Source organism: Variovorax sp. W1I1 (genome assembly GCF_030815625.1).
GTDB classification, from domain to species: Bacteria; Pseudomonadota; Gammaproteobacteria; order Burkholderiales; family Burkholderiaceae_C; genus Variovorax; species Variovorax paradoxus_C.
Map to the genome: position 1 here is coordinate 3,757,527 of NZ_JAUSWZ010000001.1, position 16,269 is coordinate 3,773,795.

General features: G+C 66.7%; 17 protein-coding genes. 1 reads left to right on the forward strand and 16 read right to left on the reverse strand.

The features are described from left to right. Positions 1-12: 12 nt before the first annotated feature. Positions 13-645 (forward strand): N-methyl-D-aspartate receptor NMDAR2C subunit, encoded by a 633-nt coding sequence (locus tag QFZ83_RS17520; RefSeq protein ID WP_307512743.1) that lies wholly within the window; start codon positions 13-15, stop codon positions 643-645. Positions 646-665: 20 nt separating this feature from the next. Here the strand turns inward: QFZ83_RS17520 and QFZ83_RS17525 are convergent, their stop codons facing one another. From QFZ83_RS17525 to glpD, 16 genes are all read right to left on the reverse strand, one after another. After that, positions 666-1,169, reverse strand: coding sequence for a hypothetical protein (locus tag QFZ83_RS17525; RefSeq protein ID WP_307508510.1), 504 nt, complete (start codon positions 1,167-1,169; stop codon positions 666-668). 100 nt (positions 1,170-1,269) lie between these two features. Then, positions 1,270-2,343, reverse strand: coding sequence for a beta-ketoacyl synthase N-terminal-like domain-containing protein (locus QFZ83_RS17530; protein WP_307508512.1), 1,074 nt, complete (start codon positions 2,341-2,343; stop codon positions 1,270-1,272). Between the two features lie 25 nt (positions 2,344-2,368). After that, positions 2,369-2,599, reverse strand: coding sequence for an acyl carrier protein (locus QFZ83_RS17535; RefSeq protein ID WP_049794401.1), 231 nt, complete (start codon positions 2,597-2,599; stop codon positions 2,369-2,371). Positions 2,600-2,648: 49 nt separating this feature from the next. Further along, positions 2,649-3,806 carry an ABC transporter permease gene (locus QFZ83_RS17540; RefSeq protein ID WP_307508516.1) on the reverse strand — a complete coding sequence of 386 codons (1,158 nt, stop codon included), beginning with the start codon at positions 3,804-3,806 and terminating at the stop codon, positions 2,649-2,651. 16 nt (positions 3,807-3,822) lie between these two features. Then, complete coding sequence (locus QFZ83_RS17545; RefSeq protein ID WP_307508519.1) at positions 3,823-4,731, reverse strand: ABC transporter ATP-binding protein; 909 nt, start codon at positions 4,729-4,731, stop codon at positions 3,823-3,825. Positions 4,732-4,734: 3 nt separating this feature from the next. Then, complete coding sequence (locus QFZ83_RS17550) at positions 4,735-5,715, reverse strand: BtrH N-terminal domain-containing protein (protein ID WP_306877386.1); 981 nt, start codon at positions 5,713-5,715, stop codon at positions 4,735-4,737. Next, on the reverse strand, positions 5,712-6,107 hold the full coding sequence (locus QFZ83_RS17555; RefSeq protein WP_307508521.1) for a hypothetical protein: 396 nt from the start codon (positions 6,105-6,107) through the stop codon (positions 5,712-5,714). Before QFZ83_RS17555 ends, QFZ83_RS17550 begins: the two co-directional genes overlap by 4 nt. A 2-nt stretch (positions 6,108-6,109) precedes the next feature. Beyond that, entirely contained in the window at positions 6,110-7,246 is a 1,137-nt protein-coding gene (locus QFZ83_RS17560) for a beta-ketoacyl-ACP synthase III (protein WP_307508523.1), read from the reverse strand. Continuing rightward, entirely contained in the window at positions 7,236-8,267 is a 1,032-nt protein-coding gene (locus QFZ83_RS17565) for a dialkylrecorsinol condensing enzyme (protein WP_307508525.1), read from the reverse strand. The genes QFZ83_RS17560 and QFZ83_RS17565 overlap by 11 nt, the downstream gene beginning before the upstream one ends. A gap of 159 nt (positions 8,268-8,426) precedes the next feature. Then, a complete protein-coding gene (locus tag QFZ83_RS17570) occupies positions 8,427-10,160 on the reverse strand; it encodes an ABC transporter substrate-binding protein (RefSeq protein WP_307508528.1) in 1,734 nt (577 codons plus the stop codon). A gap of 90 nt (positions 10,161-10,250) precedes the next feature. After that, a complete protein-coding gene (locus QFZ83_RS17575; RefSeq protein ID WP_013540669.1) occupies positions 10,251-10,559 on the reverse strand; it encodes a DUF2160 domain-containing protein in 309 nt (102 codons plus the stop codon). 12 nt (positions 10,560-10,571) lie between these two features. After that, on the reverse strand, positions 10,572-11,384 hold the full coding sequence (locus QFZ83_RS17580; RefSeq protein ID WP_307508530.1) for a carbohydrate ABC transporter permease: 813 nt from the start codon (positions 11,382-11,384) through the stop codon (positions 10,572-10,574). Between the two features lie 72 nt (positions 11,385-11,456). Further along, positions 11,457-12,347, reverse strand: coding sequence for a carbohydrate ABC transporter permease (locus tag QFZ83_RS17585; protein ID WP_093434003.1), 891 nt, complete (start codon positions 12,345-12,347; stop codon positions 11,457-11,459). Continuing rightward, a complete protein-coding gene (locus tag QFZ83_RS17590) occupies positions 12,344-13,414 on the reverse strand; it encodes an ABC transporter ATP-binding protein (RefSeq protein WP_307508532.1) in 1,071 nt (356 codons plus the stop codon). The genes QFZ83_RS17585 and QFZ83_RS17590 overlap by 4 nt, the downstream gene beginning before the upstream one ends. Before the next feature lies 1 nt (position 13,415). Next, a complete protein-coding gene (locus QFZ83_RS17595) occupies positions 13,416-14,489 on the reverse strand; it encodes an ABC transporter ATP-binding protein (RefSeq protein ID WP_013540665.1) in 1,074 nt (357 codons plus the stop codon). Then, entirely contained in the window at positions 14,489-16,159 is a 1,671-nt protein-coding gene (gene glpD, locus QFZ83_RS17600) for a glycerol-3-phosphate dehydrogenase (protein ID WP_307508535.1), read from the reverse strand. The genes QFZ83_RS17595 and glpD overlap by 1 nt, the downstream gene beginning before the upstream one ends. Positions 16,160-16,269: the final 110 nt, after the last annotated feature.

Sequence of the window (16,269 nt, forward strand, 5' to 3'; positions counted from 1 at the left end):
CGCTCACCCATGATGACGCCTGAGGCGCTGCTTGCGAACTGGACCGAGGCCTGGCGCGCCCTGGGCATCGAAGCGCCCGACCTTGCCCTGTGCGCCGAGCTGCAGCGCCGCTATGGCGAGCCGCAACGCCGCTACCACACGATGCAGCACCTCTGCGAATGCCTCGCCTGGTTCGAGCGCGCGAAAGCGCTGGCCGAACGCCCCGGCGAAGTGGCGCTCGCCCTCTGGTTCCATGACGCGATCTACGACGTGCACGCGCACGACAACGAAGCACGCAGCGCCGACTGGGCGCGTGAAGCCGTGCGGGCTGCGGGTGCGCGCGACGAAGCGGCCGAACGTATTCATTCCCTCGTGATGGCCACGCGCCACGATGCGGTGCCCGAAGGTCGCGATGCCGAACTGCTGATCGACATCGACCTCTCCATCCTCGGTGCCGAGCCGGCGCGCTTTGCCGAATACGAGCGCCAGGTCCACGCCGAGTACGCCTTCGTGCCCGACGAGGTCCGCCTGCCGCGCCGGCGCGCAATCCTGCAGCGCTTTCTCGATCGCGACGCCATCTACGCCACGCCCCGGATGCACGCGCTGCTCGAGGCCCGCGCGCGCACCAACCTCCAGCAGTCCATTTCCCAAGCGCCGCGGCGCTGACCGGCTCGCAGCGCGAAGGCTCAGGCCGGCACCAGCCGCCACCATTCGGTGCGCGGCAATTCCTCGTTGCGCTCTTCCTCGACGATGCCGAACAGCAGGCCGTCGCACGAAGCGCCGAGCTTCGCCAACTGCAGCAGGCGCTCGGGATCGCGGCACAGCATGAAGCTCGCATCGCCCTGCCATTCGAGGCAGCGGCCGACCTCGGCGAGCATCAGCGCCGGCTGGCTCTGCATGAAGGTGAACGGCATCGGGAGACCCGCGTCGAGCTGCTCCAGCCCCGTGTAGGTGGCGCCCCATGCGCCGCGTTTGCTGGCGACGCGCAGGCGTGCGCCCTGCGGCAGCGCGGCTTCGTCCGCCATGTCGAGACAGCGGCGCGCGCCGAACATCGCCAGCTCGGTCCACAGGCCGACGCGGCGCGGCCGACGGCCCAGGCGACGTGCCAGTTCGTCGCGCCAGTCCGCGGGCGGCGGATGAACGACGAAATGGGCGACGGTGCGCCAGGCAGTGTCGATTCCGGCACTCATGGAGATATCTCTGGGCAAGGCATTCATTGATGCACCCTTGGCGCTGCGCGCCGTCCTGCCAAGCGGGAGCGAGCTTGCTTGGGGCGGCCCGGCGCGGCGCTCATGCCTGGCAATCCTTCAGCAGCAACGAGGCATGCCCGCCGCCGAAGCCGACCACGTTGAGCAGGATGTTGCGCAGCTTCGCGGGCGGTTCGGTGCTCAGCGTGATGCCCAGCGTCTCGTCCAGCGGATAGTCGGTCGAGGGCCAGGCGCCGCCCTCGATGCAGCCGACCAGGAGGGCCAGCTCGGCTGCACCCGCCGCGCCTAGCGTGTGGCCGAGCGACGACTTGAGCGACACCAGCGGCGGCAGCTGCTCGAACACCTGCTTGAGCGCTTCCACCTCGATCGCGTCGTTGACCGGGCTGCCCGCGGCCTGAACCTTGATGAGGTCGATGTCTTCCGGCCGCAGCCCGCTCTGCGCAAGCGCCGCCTGGCACATGGCGCGCACGGCGCTGGCCTCGGTGCCCGACGGGTTGCGCCCGTCGACCACGTTCGCGCCGCCCGTGATGCGCCAGCGCGTCGGTCGCGCGCAGAGGCGCAGCGCGGCCACGGCTTCGCCCAGCACCAGCCCTCGGCGCTCCGCGCCGAAAGGCTGGGCGTTGCCCGGTGCGAGCAGCTGCATCGCGCGAAAGCCGGCGGCGGTGAAGCGGTTGTCCAACTCGGCGCCGAGCACCAGCGCCTCGTCGGCGCCGCCGCTCCTGATCAGATCGGCGGCCGCGAGCACGGCATTCAGCGCCGAGGTGCACGCCGTGGAAATGGTGAAGACCGGACCTCGCCAGTCGAGCGCCTCGGAGACGATGGTGGCGAAGTCCTGCAGATCGCCACCGAGCCGCAAGTCCGGCTTCGCGTACTCCATGTAGCCGATGTCGAGCGAGGACGACGCGACGAAGAGCGGCGCGCTGCGATCGCCCCATTCGCCGGTCTGTGCGACGACGTTGCGCGCGGTGCGCCGCACGCGCTCCAGCCAGCTGCCTTCCTGCGGCGGCAGCTTGTAGACCGGCCAGCCGTTTCCCTTGGCGATGCTCACCGGCGTCGGCGGCACACCGCCGCGCCGCAATGCGTCGAGCGCGTCGGGCATGTCGTTGCCGAGCACACAGGCAAGGCCGGTAGAACTCAGGTAAACGCCGCCACTCATGGGCGCACTCCTGGCGCTGCTGCGCTCATGCTTTCCCCGCCTGCACGAGGTGTTCCGCCAGATGCGCGATGGAGGTCAGCGCGCGGCGCGTTTCCTTGCTGTCGGGCATGCGCACGCCGAACTGCTGCTGGATCGTCATCGAGACCTGCAGTGCATCGAGCGAATCGAGGTCCAGCCGAGCCTCGGGGCCGAACAGCGGCTCGTCGTCGCCGAGTCCGCCGGGGGGCGCATCCCGCTCGACGGCTTCGAGCACCATCGCCTTGAGGCTGGCTATGAATTCAGGGGTCACGCTACTCACGGGGTACTCACGATGTGCGCCTGCGAAACAGAAAGACTGCGAGAAGGAACATGGCGGCCGCAAACGCGACCAGCCGGCCGACCTGCGGCAATGCATCGGCCACGCCGCCGCCGCGCAACAGCACGGTCAGCAGCGCCTCGAGGCCCCAGTTCATCGGCGAGACCTCGACCAGCCGCTGCATGAAGCCCGGCATGACGAACTTGGGCACCATGATGCCGCCTGCCGCCGCCATCAGCACGTTGACCATCGGTCCGAGCGTAGCCGCTTGTGCATGGGTTCGCACGAGGCATGCCAGCGCGAGCGACAGGCTCACCGCGGCAAGGCTCACGGCCGCGAGCGACAGCAGCAACGCGGCCCAATGGATGCCCGCGAGCGAGAGCGCATCGCCGCCGATCAGCGGCATGAACCAGATGCCGGCCGCGAGCATGAGCAATGCCTGCAGCGCGTTCACGCCGAGGTAGGGCAAGGCCTTGGAGGCCAGCAGCATCGTGCGCGACACGCCCAGGCTCTGCAGGCGGCCGAGCGCGCCCGAGCCGCGCTCCTGCACGAACAGGCTGGAGAGCGAGGCCACCACGAAGAACATGCCGAAGACAAGCCACGCCGGCACGTTCTGCTGCACCGAAGTGGGCCGCGGGCCGGCGGTGGAGAAGCGCTCGGCCTGCACCATCGCCTGGATGGAGGCATCGGGCGCCGGGCTGGCGGTGCCGGGCACGGCCAGCGCGAGGCGCGCCTTCAGCTCGCCCGATGCGCCGATGAGTTCCGCGCGCAGTGCATTGAAGAGATTGGCGTCGATGCCCGGCTCGGCCAGCAGCCGGATGTGCGCCTTGGTCGAGAGCGCAGCCGATTCCAGCTCTTCCGACAGGCCCGGCTCCAGCACGATCACGTACTTGAGCGACCCGTTGCGAAGGCGCTCCTGCCAGTCCGCGCCGAGCGGCTGCGGCGCACCATGACTGCGCTGCCAGATCTGCAGCAGCCACTTGGCGGGCGTTGCCGTGTCGCGCGCATCGACCGCGTAGGTGAGTTCGGCGAGCGGCGGGCGGTAGATGTCCTTCAGCGTGAGCGACATCAGCACGATGAAGACCATCGGCATCAGGAACAGCACGGCGAGGCCGTGCATGTCGCGTACGAGGGCGAGCAGTTCCTTCTTGATGAGCGCGGGCAGCATGAAGTCGATCTGTCTTTCAGTCGCGCAATGAACGATGCGTGAGGGCCATGAAGAGTTGCTCGAGGTCATGCCGGCCGAACTCGGCGTGGCGCACTTCGATGCCGGAAGCTTCGAGTGCCGCCAGCACCGGGCCGGGGCCGCTGCCGGGGTTCAGGTGGATGCGCCACTGCGCCGCCCCCTGCTCCACCGTGCCGAAGCGCGACAGCATCTCCACATCGAGCCCGTCGGCGGCCAGCGTGAGAAGCATCGCACTCCTGGACAGCAGATCGTCGAGAGACCCTTCGCGCAGTACGCGCCCATGGTCCAGGATGGCGACACGGTCGGCAATGGCCTCGATCTCTTCCATGTAATGCGAGGCGTAGATCACCGCCGCACCGGCTTGCGCGAGGCTCTTGATGGCATCGAGGATGAACGCGCGCGACTGCGGATCGACGCCCACGGTCGGCTCGTCGAACAGCATGAGTTCGGGCTCGGGCAGCAACGCGATGGCAAGGTTCAGCCGGCGCTTGAGGCCGCCCGACAGCCGGTCGGCGCGCACGCCAGCGAACGACTCGAGCTGCGAGAAGCGCATGCAGGCGTCGATGCGCTCGCGCTTCCGCGCCCCCGAGAGCCGGCTCGCCGCGGCAAAGCAAGCGAGGTTCTCGGCCACCGTGAGCATCGAATAGAACGCCTGGTCCTGCGGCGCGACCGCGATGCGCGTGGGCGTTTTCGCGCGCACCTGCCGCAGCGTCTGGCCGTCGATCAGGATCTCGCCCGACTGCACGGCGAGCGCGCCCGAGAGGTGCGAGATCAGCGTGGTCTTGCCCGCGCCGTTCGGACCGAGCAGCCCCAGCACGCAGCCCCGCGGCACGGCGAGCGAGACATCGGCCAGCGCGGGGGCCGTGGCGTGCGGGTAGCGGTGTCCGAGATGCTTCAGCTCAAGCATTGTTCAGGCGACGGCAGCCTTCAGGTCGCGAAAGAACGTCTCTTCCTGCTGCGCCTGCTCCCGCAGCTTGCCCGCGAGCGCGGCCGGATCGACGGGTTCCCGCCCCTTCACCATGCGCGCCGCCTTGAGCGCGAAGGCGCGCCAGTCGTCGCCGATGGCAATGAGCCGCTCCGACATCTGCGTGAGCTGCGGCTTGCCGAGCAGCTGCGCGGCCTCTTGCAGGAAGCCCGCGTAGATGAAGCGAAAGCCCGCCCCGCCGGTGCCGATTTCTTCCTGCATGCGCACCAGGTGGCCGATGAAATCGACGCTGCGCGGATCGCCGGCCGGCAGCCGCTGCATCCGGTTGGCCAGCGTGCGCATGCCGCGCACGCCCACGATGGGAATGGGCGCGAGCATGTTGCGCACCGTCTTGCGGATGGCCTTGGTCACCGAGGCCGGATCGACCGCCTTGCGATCGATGGCCTGCGGGTAGTACATGAGCCCCTTGGGCGCGAGCACGCCCTTGGCGAAGCGCGCGCGCGAGAGGTCGGCGCTCGCGCAGCGCACGGGCTCTTCGAACACCGGGTCGCTGATGAGGTAGTCGTCGCCGTCCTTGCCGTAGACCAGGAGGTTGTGCGCGTTGAAGTGAAAGCGCATGTTCGGCGGAAAGTACGGCAGCCAATACACCGAGGTCTGCAGGCCCACGAGCCGGCCGTCGGCCAGCAGCGCATCGAGCCGCTGCTGCCCGGCCTCGGGGCTGCGGAAGGTCTCGAAGCTGAAGCGCGCGGCCATCGGCGCCAGGAGGCCCTTGATGATCGCCTTGGGCGGCATCCGGTACGAGATGAGCGGCAGGCCCGACAGCTTGATGAACGGCAGGTAGGCGAACGACAGCGCCGACGACAGGCCCAGCGCCATGCTCTCGGTCATCGGCGCGCCATGATGGCGCATGAGGCTGGAGATGACGCCGCTTTCGCAGTGCGCCGCCTGTTGGTGTTGGAAGTTCACGGCAGGCCCTGCAAGGTGGAAATCGGAAGGCCCAGCGCCTCGGCGTAGCGCGCCAGGTGCGCCTGGGACAGCGCCGAGAAATGCCGCGGCTGCAGGTGGCGCCGCACGCGCCATTGCCAGAAGCCGCTGGTCTGCGAGAGCAGCGCCACGTCCATGCGGCGCTCGTACATCCAGTATTCGAGCGGCGATGCGAAGCCTGCCTTCGCCCGCTCTTTCGCTTCCTTCGCCTGCTCGACCAGCACGTCGACCGCATGGCTGGTGACGATCTCTTCCGCCTCCCAGCCGCGCGAAGTAGTGGTGACGACGCGGCCTTGTGCATCGCGTGCGTACATCAGCTTGGAATGGCCGTCGAGGGTCGCGTTGCCCTCTTGCGGAACAGCGTCGAGGTCCATGGCTACACCGCTTCCATATAGATGAAGCCGCTAGAGAAACGGCCGCTTTCGGGCACGAACATCAACAGCTTGTGGCCGGGCTTTATGAGCCCGGAACGGAACAGCTCGTCGAGCATGATGTACGGCGATGCCGACCCGGTATTGCCCTTGCGCGCGAGGTTGCTGAACCAGCGCTCGCGCGGAATCGAGAAGCCCATGGCATCGAGGCAGCGACTCACCGGCTCGACGAAATAGTTCGACGAGAGATGCGGCAGGAACCAGTCGATGTCCTGCGCCTTGAGCCCGCGCTTCTCGATGACGGCGGCGAGCGGCTCGGCCAGCGTGGCGCGCACGATGTTGTCGTTGAGCAGGCGCACGTCCTGCTTGACGGCGAAGGTCGAGTCGCGGTGCCAGTCGGCGGCGTCGGTGCGAGCCCAGCCGTCGAGGCCGCCATCGGCGTTCTTGTCGGCGCCGGCGTACATGCACACCGGCAGTTCGTGCGCGGCGGACGACAGGTCGATCCAGTCGATGCGCAGCGAGAGCGGTCCGCGCGGCTCGTGCTCCAGCAGCACCGCGCCGGCGCCGTCGGACAGCATCCAGCGCAGGAAATCTTTCTCGAAGGCCAGCTCGGGGCGTTCCTCGAGCGCTTCGAGCTTGTGCTCGAGCTCGGCCTCGAAGCGGGAGCCGCGCATCACGGCCGATGCCAGCTCCGAACCCGTGGCCACCGCACGGCGCGCATCGCCCGAGCGCACCGAGAGCCACGCGTGCTTGAGCGCCGCGGTGCCCGCGAGGCAAATGCCCGCGCAGGCCACCACTTCGAGCCGCGGCCAGCCCAGTTCGCCATGCACCATCACCGCGTGGTTGGGCATCAACTGGTCGGGCAGCGAGGTGCCGGTGGCCAGGCAGTCGACCGGGCCGATGTCGTCGCCCAGCCCGCGGATGGCCGAGGCGGTGAGCTGCGCATTGGTCATGGCCAGTTGGCCGGTGGCGCGGTCGATGGCGTAGTGGCGCGACTGGATGCCGTTGCTGCGAAGAATCAGCCGCCGCGCGCGCGACGCCTTGCCGCCGATGCGGCCGAGCACTTCTTCGATGTCTTCGTTGCTGACCGGCGAAAAGGGCAGGAAGGCGGCGGTGCGGGTCAGGAAGACATCAGTCGTCATAGAGATGGGAGCGGTCCGTGGCGGAGCCCGACGGGCACTCGAATTGGGCCGTCATTTTAGTCAGCCACCCCTTGAACAAAGGTCGCAAAAGCGCCTGCAGCGTCAGGCTCACCGGCACGACCGTGACGATGAGCGCGAGCAGAAACACCACATAGAGCAACAGCAGCGGCTTGCGCGCCCAGGCGCCGGGCCCGCCGGCCGCCATGATGAGCTTGCCCCATAGGAAGAAGCTGCGGGTGCCGGCCTTCTCGCTGATGAGCAGGCGCGCATTGGCCTGCACTGCGCCCAGGCCCGCCAACAGCGGCGCGGTGCCGCGCTCCAGATCGCCATGCAGCGCATCGCGCAGCGCACGGCCGAAGCGGCCCGAGCTGCGAATCTGCGTAGCACTGAGACCCGCATCGGGCATGCCCCAGAAGCCGCGCTTGCGGCCCCAGATGAGCCACGCCGGCGTGGTGAAGAAGGTGGCGAGCGTCGGGCCGGGGTCGGTCAGCACCACGTTGTCGATGAGGCGCGCGCCCACGTTGTCGAGCATGCCCTTGAGCTTTTCATGGGCCAGCAGCCACATGTTGCGGCAGGCAATGACGGTGACCACGGGTTTGCCCTTGAGCAGCCGTGCAGCCAGCGGATGCTTGAGGAAAGCGGTGACCGGCTGCGAAGGCGCCAGGAACCACACCTGGTACGGGAGGATGACGAGGTCGAAATCCTCGTCGCCCGTGAGCGAGAGCGGCGCAAGCGGCGGCGGCTTCAGGTGCGCCGATTCCGGGAAGGCGTCGAAGAAACTGATGAAGGGCCACGGGAACGGAAACGGCGCCAGCGGACGCAGGGTTTCCTCGTGCACCTCGATGGCCGGGTCGGCCCTCAATGGCGCGACGATCTGCTCGGCGACGCTGTCGAGCTGCCCGGATTGGGAGTAGTGGATCACCAGGACGCGTTTGGGACGTGCGGCAAGGCTGGCGGAACTGAGAGAGCTGGAGGTCACTGGGTGGGCGGTTTCGAGGGCCGTCGAATGTAAGCCAAGCATTGACAAAACGCATCTGCCATTGGTCATGCCGTCGCGCCGATCCCACGACCGGGGCAGCGGCCCGTGTCGCTCCCCATGGTCCCGGTAGCAAAAAAGGGGCCGCACCCTTCGGCGCGGCCCCTTTCACTGAGGGATCAGGCAGTTCGGGCAGGCGCGCGCTCAGCGCACCTTGCCTTCCTTCCAGGCGCCCAGCAGCTTGTTGTAGTCGATGGTCTCGCCCTTGGGCTTTTCGTTGGCCAGCTTCTTCCACGGGGCGTGGTCGTCGCTCAGGTACTTGGCCGGATCGCCCTTGGGGTTCAGCTTGGGCGCGCAATGGGCCATGCCGGCGCGTTCCAGGCGCGCCATCACGTTGTCCATCTCGTCGGCCAGGTTGTCCATCGCCTTCTGCGGGGTCTTCTCGCCCGTCACGGCCTCGGCCACGTTCTTCCACCAGAGCTGCGCGAGCTTCGGATAGTCGGGCACGTTGGTGCCGGTCGGGGTCCATGCCACGCGCGCGGGGCTGCGGTAGAACTCGATCAGGCCGCCGTACTTGTTGGCGTTCTGCGTGAAGTAATCCGAGCGGATGTCGCTGTCGCGGATGAAGGTCAGACCGGTGATCGACTTCTTCAGCGACGTCGTCTTGGCGGTGATGAACTGCGCGTAGAGCCAGGCGGCTGCCGTCTTGTTGGCGTCATGGCCCTTGAAGAAGGTCCATGAGCCCACGTCCTGGTAGCCGTTCTGCATGCCCTGCTTCCAGTACGGGCCGTTCGGGCCGGGGGCCATGCGCCACTTGGGCGAACCGTCCTCGTTCACGACCGGCAGGCCCTTCTTGGTCATGTCGGCCGTGAAGGCCGTGTACCAGAAGATCTGCTGGGCGATCTGGCCCTGCGCCGGCACCGGACCGGATTCGCCGAAGGTCATGCCCATGGCTTCCTTGGGCGCGTACTTCTTCATCCAGTCGATGTACTTGGTGAGCGCGTACACGGCGGCCGGCGAGTTGGTGGCGCCACCGCGCGAGACCGAAGCGCCCGTGGGGGTGCACTTGTCGGCGGCGACACGAATGCCCCACTCGTCGATCGGCATGCCGTTCGGAATGCCCTTGTCGGCCGCGCCGGCCATCGAGAGCCACGCATCGGTGAAGCGCCAGCCGAGCGACGGGTCCTTCTTGCCGTAGTCCATGTGGCCGTAGATCGGCTTGCCGTCGATGGTCTTCACGTCGACGCTGAAGAACTCGGCGATGTCTTCGTAGGCGCTCCAGTTGAGCGGCACGCCCAGGTCGTAGCCGTACTTGGCCTTGAACTTGTCCTGCAGGTCCTTGCGTGCGAACAGGTCGGCGCGGAACCAGTAGAGGTTGGCGAATTGCTGGTCGGGAAGCTGGTAGAGCTGGCCGTCGGGCGCGGTGGTGAAGCTGGTGCCGATGAAGTCCTTCAGGTCGAGGCCCGGGTTGGTGAACTCCTTGCCGGCGCCCTTCATGTAGTCGGTGAGCGACATGATCTTGCCGTAGCGGTAATGCGTGCCGATCAGGTCGGAGTCGGAGACCCAGCCGTCGTAGATCGACTTGCCCGACTGCATCGAGGTCTGCAGCTTCTCGACCACGTCGCCTTCCTGGATCAGGTCGTGCTTGACCTTGATGCCGGTGATTTCCTCGAAGGCCTTGGCCAGCGTCTTCGATTCGTACTCATGGGTGGTCAGCGTTTCGGAAACGACCGACACCTCCTTCACACCCTTGGCTTGCAGCTTCTTGGCGGCGTCGATGAACCACTTCATCTCCTCCATCTGCTTGTCCTTGGACAGGGTCGACGGCTGGAATTCGCTGTCGATCCATTTCTTGGCCTCGGCTTCGCCGGCCGACGCAGCGCCGTGCGCGGCGAACATCGCCGCTGCCAGTGCCAGTGCCGTGTAGCGCATCTTCATGAATGTGTCTCCTCGGTTGTGCTTCCCCGGTTTTTTCATCGCGGCTCCGGGGAGGCGGAGAGCCGGACGCGTTTGCGAAATTGGTAGGGCTTAGCCTTTGCGCATCACAAGGGCCAGCACGAACATCGACAGCACGAAGCTGATCCAGATCGAGGGCTCGGCTTCCAGGCTCATCCATTCCTGGAACTTGCCGGCCAGGCCGATGAAGATCAGGTTCACGTAGGCCGCAGAGAGCAGCCCGATGAAGAGCCGGTCGCCGCGCGTGGTGGCAATCGGCAGCCAGCCGCGCCGCATCGTGGTGGGCGACTTGAATTCCCACACCGTCATGCCGACCAGCATGAGCGCGATGCAGATGAAGAACACGGCCACCGGGGTGGTCCAGACCATCCAGTCGAACATCTTTGGACCTCCTTAAACGCGGCCCATCGCGAAACCCTTCGCGATGTAGTGACGCACGAACCAGATCACGATCGCGCCCGGCACGATGGTGAGCACGCCCGCTGCTGCGAGCGTCGCCCAGTCCATGCCCGAAGCGCTCACCGTGCGCGTCATCGTCGCGACGATGGGCTTGGCATTCACGCTGGTGAGCGTGCGCGCCAGCAGCAGCTCGACCCAGCTGAACATGAAGCAGAAGAACGCCGCCACGCCCACGCCCGCCTTGATGAGCGGCAGGAAGATCGTCGCGAAAAAACGCGGGAACGAGTAGCCGTCGATGTACGCCGTCTCGTCGATCTCGCGCGGAATGCCGCTCATGAAGCCTTCCAGAATCCACACCGCCAGCGGCACGTTGAAGAGCAGGTGCGCAAGTGCCACGCCCAGGTGCGTGTCCATCAGGCCGACCGTGCTGTAGAGCTGGAAGAACGGCAGCAAAAACACCGCGGGCGGAGTCATGCGGTTCGTCAGCAGCCAGAAGAACACATGCTTGTCGCCGAGGAACGAATAGCGCGAGAACGCATAGGCCGCCGGCAGTGCCACGGTGAGCGAGATCACCGTGTTGATCGCCACGTAGATCAGGCTGTTGATGTAGCCCGAGTACCACGACTCGTCGGTGAAGATGCGCGCGTAGTTGGCCCAGGTCAGGTGCTGCGGGAAGAACGAGAAGCTCGAGAGAATCTCCTCGTTCGTCTTGAAGCTCATGTTGATCATCCAGTAGATGGGCAACAGCGCGAACAGGATGTACAGCACCAAAAAGATGCTGCGCTTGTGGAATCTTTTCTCAGTCATGTTGACCTCCTTGGCGCTGCGCGCCTTCCCCCCGAGGGGGAGCATCCGCCTTGAGGCGGCTCGGCGACGGATTCATTTCTCCACCTCGACTTCCTGCGTACCCACCCGCTGCATCCAGTTGTAGAGCACGAAGCAGAACAACAGAATGATCAGGAAATAAATCAGCGAGAACGCAGCCGCCGGCCCGAGGTCGAACTGCCCCACCGCCTTCTGCGTCAGGTACTGGCTGAGGAAAGTCGTGGCATTGCCTGGCCCGCCGCCCGTCAGCACGAAGGGCTCGGTGTAGATCATGAAGCTGTCCATGAAACGCAGCAGCACCGCGATCATCAGCACGCCGCGCATCTTGGGCAGCTGGATGTAGCGGAACACCGCGAACTTGCTTGCGCCGTCGATGCGCGCAGCCTGGTAGTAGGCGTCGGGAATGGAGCGCAGGCCTGCGTAGCAGAGCAAGGCGACGAGCGGCGTCCAGTGCCACACGTCCATCACCAGCACGGTGAGCCACGCGTCGGTCGCGCTGCCCGTGTAGTTGTAGTCGATGCCCATCACCTGCAGCGCGTGGCCCAGCAGGCCGATGTCGGCGCGGCCGTAGATCTGCCAGATGGTGCCGACCACGTTCCAGGGAATCAGCAGCGAGAGCGCCACCACCACCAGCACCGCCGACGACTTCCAGCCCTTGGCCGGCATCGAGAGCGCCAGGCCGATGCCCAGTGGAATCTCCACCAGCAGCACCGACAGCGAGAAGCCAAGTTGCCGCCACAGCGCCTGGTGCAGCTCGTCGTCGCGCATCACCGAGGCGAACCATTCGGTGCCCACGAACACGCGGCGCTCGGGCGAGATGATGTCCTGCACCGAGTAATTGACCACCGTCATCAGCGGCACGATGGCCGAGAAGGCCACGCAGATCAGCACCGGCAGCACGAGCCACCAGGCCTTTTGGTTGATGGGTTTGTTGGTTGCGTTCATGCCACCAGTTCCTCGTCTTTGTAATAGCAGGTGTGGGCATCGAGCACCCGCAGCCACACCGTGTCTCCCACTGCGGGCGGCTGCTCGTCGGAGTGCAGCCGCACCTTGATCACGATGCCGTCGACTTCGGCGCTCAGCATCGCGTGCGTGCCGACGTCCTGCACCTGCTTGACCACCGCCGGCACGGCGCCGGCGGCACCGGCGTTCGACAGCCGCAGGTATTCGGGGCGAATGCCGATCTTGAGCGCGCCCTGCGGCAGCTCGCGCGTCGGCACCAGCGGCGTACCCGCCACTTCGAGCGCGCCGTTCGCGCTGGTGGCCGAGAGGAAGTTCATGCCCGGCGAGCCGATGAAGTGACCGACGAAGGTGTGGGCCGGCCGCTCGAACAGCGCCTCGGCGCTGCCCACCTGCACGGCCTTGCCGCGCGTCATGACCACCACCTCTTCGGCGAAGGTGAGCGCTTCGACCTGGTCGTGCGTCACGTAGATCAGCGTGAGCTTGAGCTCGCGATGGATCTGCTTCAACTTGCGACGCAGCTGCCACTTCAGATGCGGATCGATCACGGTGAGCGGCTCGTCGAAGAGCACCGCCGACACGTCGCTGCGCACGAGGCCGCGACCCAGAGAAATCTTCTGCTTGGCGTCGGCCGCAAGACCCGCCGCGCGCTGGTTGAGCTGGCCGCTCATGTCGAGCATTTCGGCGATTTCGCCGACGCGCTTCTTGATCTGGTCTTCGGGCACCTTCCGGTTGCGCAGCGGAAACGCGAGGTTCTCGGCCACGGTCATCGTGTCGTAGATCACCGGGAACTGGAACACCTGCGCGATGTTGCGTTCCTGCGGCGTGGCGCGCGTCATGTCGCGGCCATCGAAGGTCACCGTGCCATGCGAGGGCACGAGCAGGCCCGAGATGATGTTGAGCATGGTCGTCTTGCCGCAGCCCGAGGGGCCGAGCAAGGCGTAGGCGCCGCCGTCGCGGAAGCTCATCTTCAACGGCAGCAGCGCGTAATCGCTGTCCTGCGTGGGGTTGGGGCGGTAGGCGTGGGCCAGGTCGAGATCGATGCGTGCCATCTCAGTTTCCCTTGCGCCATGCAGGCGCGAGCGCCAGCTTTTCGCCGGCATCGAACACATAGGCTTGCGACGCGCTGAAGTACAGCGTGATCGAAGCGCCCAGCTCGAAGCGATGCACGCCGGTGAGCTGCGCCACCAGTTCGCCCACCGCGGTGTGCACGTGCACGAAGGTGTCGGAGCCGGAGATTTCGGCCAGCTCGACCTTGCCGGGCAAGGCGATGTCGCCCTCGCCCGCATTCACATTCAGCGCACTTGCGCGGAGGCCGACTGTGACCGCGCCCGACACGCTTTCGGGCAAGGCCATCGCCAGTGCCGGGCCGCCCGCGAGTTGCACCTGGCCGGCGGTTGCGGTGGCAGCCAAAAGGTTCATCGGCGGATCGCTGAAGGCGCGCGCCACGCGCAGCGATTGCGGCGCATGGAACACCTCGGCGGTCGGGCCGTATTGCAGCAGTTCGCCCGCGTCCATCACCGCGGTGTAGCCGCCGAGCAGCAGCGCCTCGCCGGGTTCGGTGGTGGCGTAGATCACGGTCGAGTCGCCGGTGGCAAAGAGTTGCGTGAGCTCTTCGCGCAGGCCCTCGCGCAGCTTGTAGTCCAGGTTCACCAGCGGCTCGTCCAGCAGCATCAGCGGTGCGTTCTTGGCCAGCGCGCGCGCCAGCGCCACGCGCTGCTGCTGCCCGCCCGACAGCTCGGCCGGCAGGCGATCCAGGAACATGCCAATGTGCAGCTTGTCGGCCAGCGCCTTCACGCGCGCATCGATGTTCTTCTCGCCGCGCAGCTTGAGTGGCGAGGCGATGTTGTCGCGCACCTTGAGCGACGGGTAGTTGATGAACTGCTGGTAGACCATCGCGACGTTGCGCTCGCGCACCGGCATCCCGGTCACGTCCTTGCCGTCGACCAGCACCTTGCCCGTCGTCGGCGTGTCCAGCCCCGCCATCAGGCGCATCAGGCTGGTCTTGCCGGCCTGCGTGGCGCCCAACAGCACGGTCACCGCACCGCTCTTGGGGGCGATGCCCTGTTCATAGAGCCATGTCTGCGCGCCGACCTTCTTGGTGACGCGCTCCAGAGTCAGCTGCATCAGCTCACCTCCACTTCCACTTTGTCGTTGTTCTTCGCGTTGGCCTGGAGCCAGGCCGCAACCTGTTCGCGCTCGGCCGGCGTGTAGTGCAGGCCGAGCTTGGAGCGGCGCCAGAGCACGTCGTCCGAGCTCACGGCCCACTCATGGGTTTGCAGAAAGCGCAGTTCGCGCTCGTGCAGGTCGGGCGCCACGGCGGGGCCCAGGTCGGCGAGCGACTTCGCATCGCCGAGCAGCTCCGACACCCGGGCGCCGTAGGCACGCGCGAGGCGGCGCGTGAGCTTGCCGTAGAGCCACGGGTATTTCGCCTGCACGGCCGAGACGAAGCGCTCGAAGTCGTCGTCGGGCCGCTTCGCAGCGCCGATCCACGCCGACAGGTCGCCGCCGGCGAGGAACGCGCCGTCGGTCCACGCGGGACGCTGCGCGTTCGACTGGCCCAGCATCTTGCCGACCTCGTCGGCCGCGTCTTCCGCGAGCTTGCGGAAGGTGGTGATCTTGCCGCCCCACACCGACAGCAGCGGCGCGGCGGTGGTGTTCGACTCCAGCATGTAGTCGCGCGTGACGGCCGAGGGGTCGCCCGAGGCGTCGTCCAGCAGCGGGCGCACGCCCGAATAGGTCCACACCACGTCGGCCGGCACGATGGGCTTCTCGAAATAGCGGCTGGCCTGCGTGCAGAGGTAGTCGATTTCTTCCTGCGCGATGCGCGCGGCGCCGGGGTCGTCGCCGTTCAGTTCGATGTCGGTGGTGCCGATCAGCGTGAACTCGTCCTGGTAGGGAATGGCGAAGATGATCCGCTTGTCGGGGTTCTGGAAGATGTACGCGTGGTCGTGCTCGAACAGGCGCGGCACGATGATGTGGCTGCCCTTCACGAGGCGCAGGCTCTTGGTGGCCAGCGATTCGCCCTTGGCCGATTGCGCGACGCCGCGCAAGAACGATTCGGCCCACGGCCCGGCGGCATTCACCACGGCGCGGGCGCGAACGGTGCGTGTGCCCTGCGGGCTTTCGAGCGTGGCGGTCCAGCCGTCGGCATCGCGCCGTGCATGGGTGCAGCGGGTGCGGGTGAGCACCTCGGCGCCGCGCGCCTTCGCATCGAGCGCATTCAGCAGCACGAGGCGCGCGTCGTCGACCCAGCCGTCGGAATAGATGAAGCCGCGCTTGTACTGGTTCTTCAGCGGCTTGCCGGCCGCATGCTTGCGCAAATCGACACTGCGCGAGCCCGGCAGCACTTCGCGCTTGGCGAGGTGGTCGTACATGAAGAGGCCGATGCGGATCATCCAGGCCGGCCGCATCGACGGGTCATGCGGCATCACGAAGCGCAGCGGCCACATGATGTGCGGTGCGCTCTTGAGCAGCACCTCGCGCTCCTGCAGCGCCTTGCGCACCAGCGAGAACTCGTAGTACTCCAGGTAGCGCAGGCCGCCGTGGATCAGCTTGGTGGAAGAGGACGACGTGTGCGAAGCGAGGTCGTCCTTCTCGCACAGCACGACGCGCCAGCCGCGGCCGGCGAGGTCGCGTGCGATGCCGCAGCCGTTGATGCCGCCGCCGACGATCAGCACGTCGCAATCGGTGGTGGGCAGCGGCGGATGGGAGGAGGAATCGCTCACAGGCAATGGGTCCGTAGAAGCGTGACTTTGGTCACTGAAGGGCGCCATTGTATTTTCGTGTTTTTTCATTTGGATTCCTTTTGGCGCGATTTTCCTCCGAGTTTTCCCTTAGTCGGGTTCGTTTTGGTTCGCTTTAAAGTGACGCGCCCTGTACCCTCACCTGCACTCCCCCGCAGTCT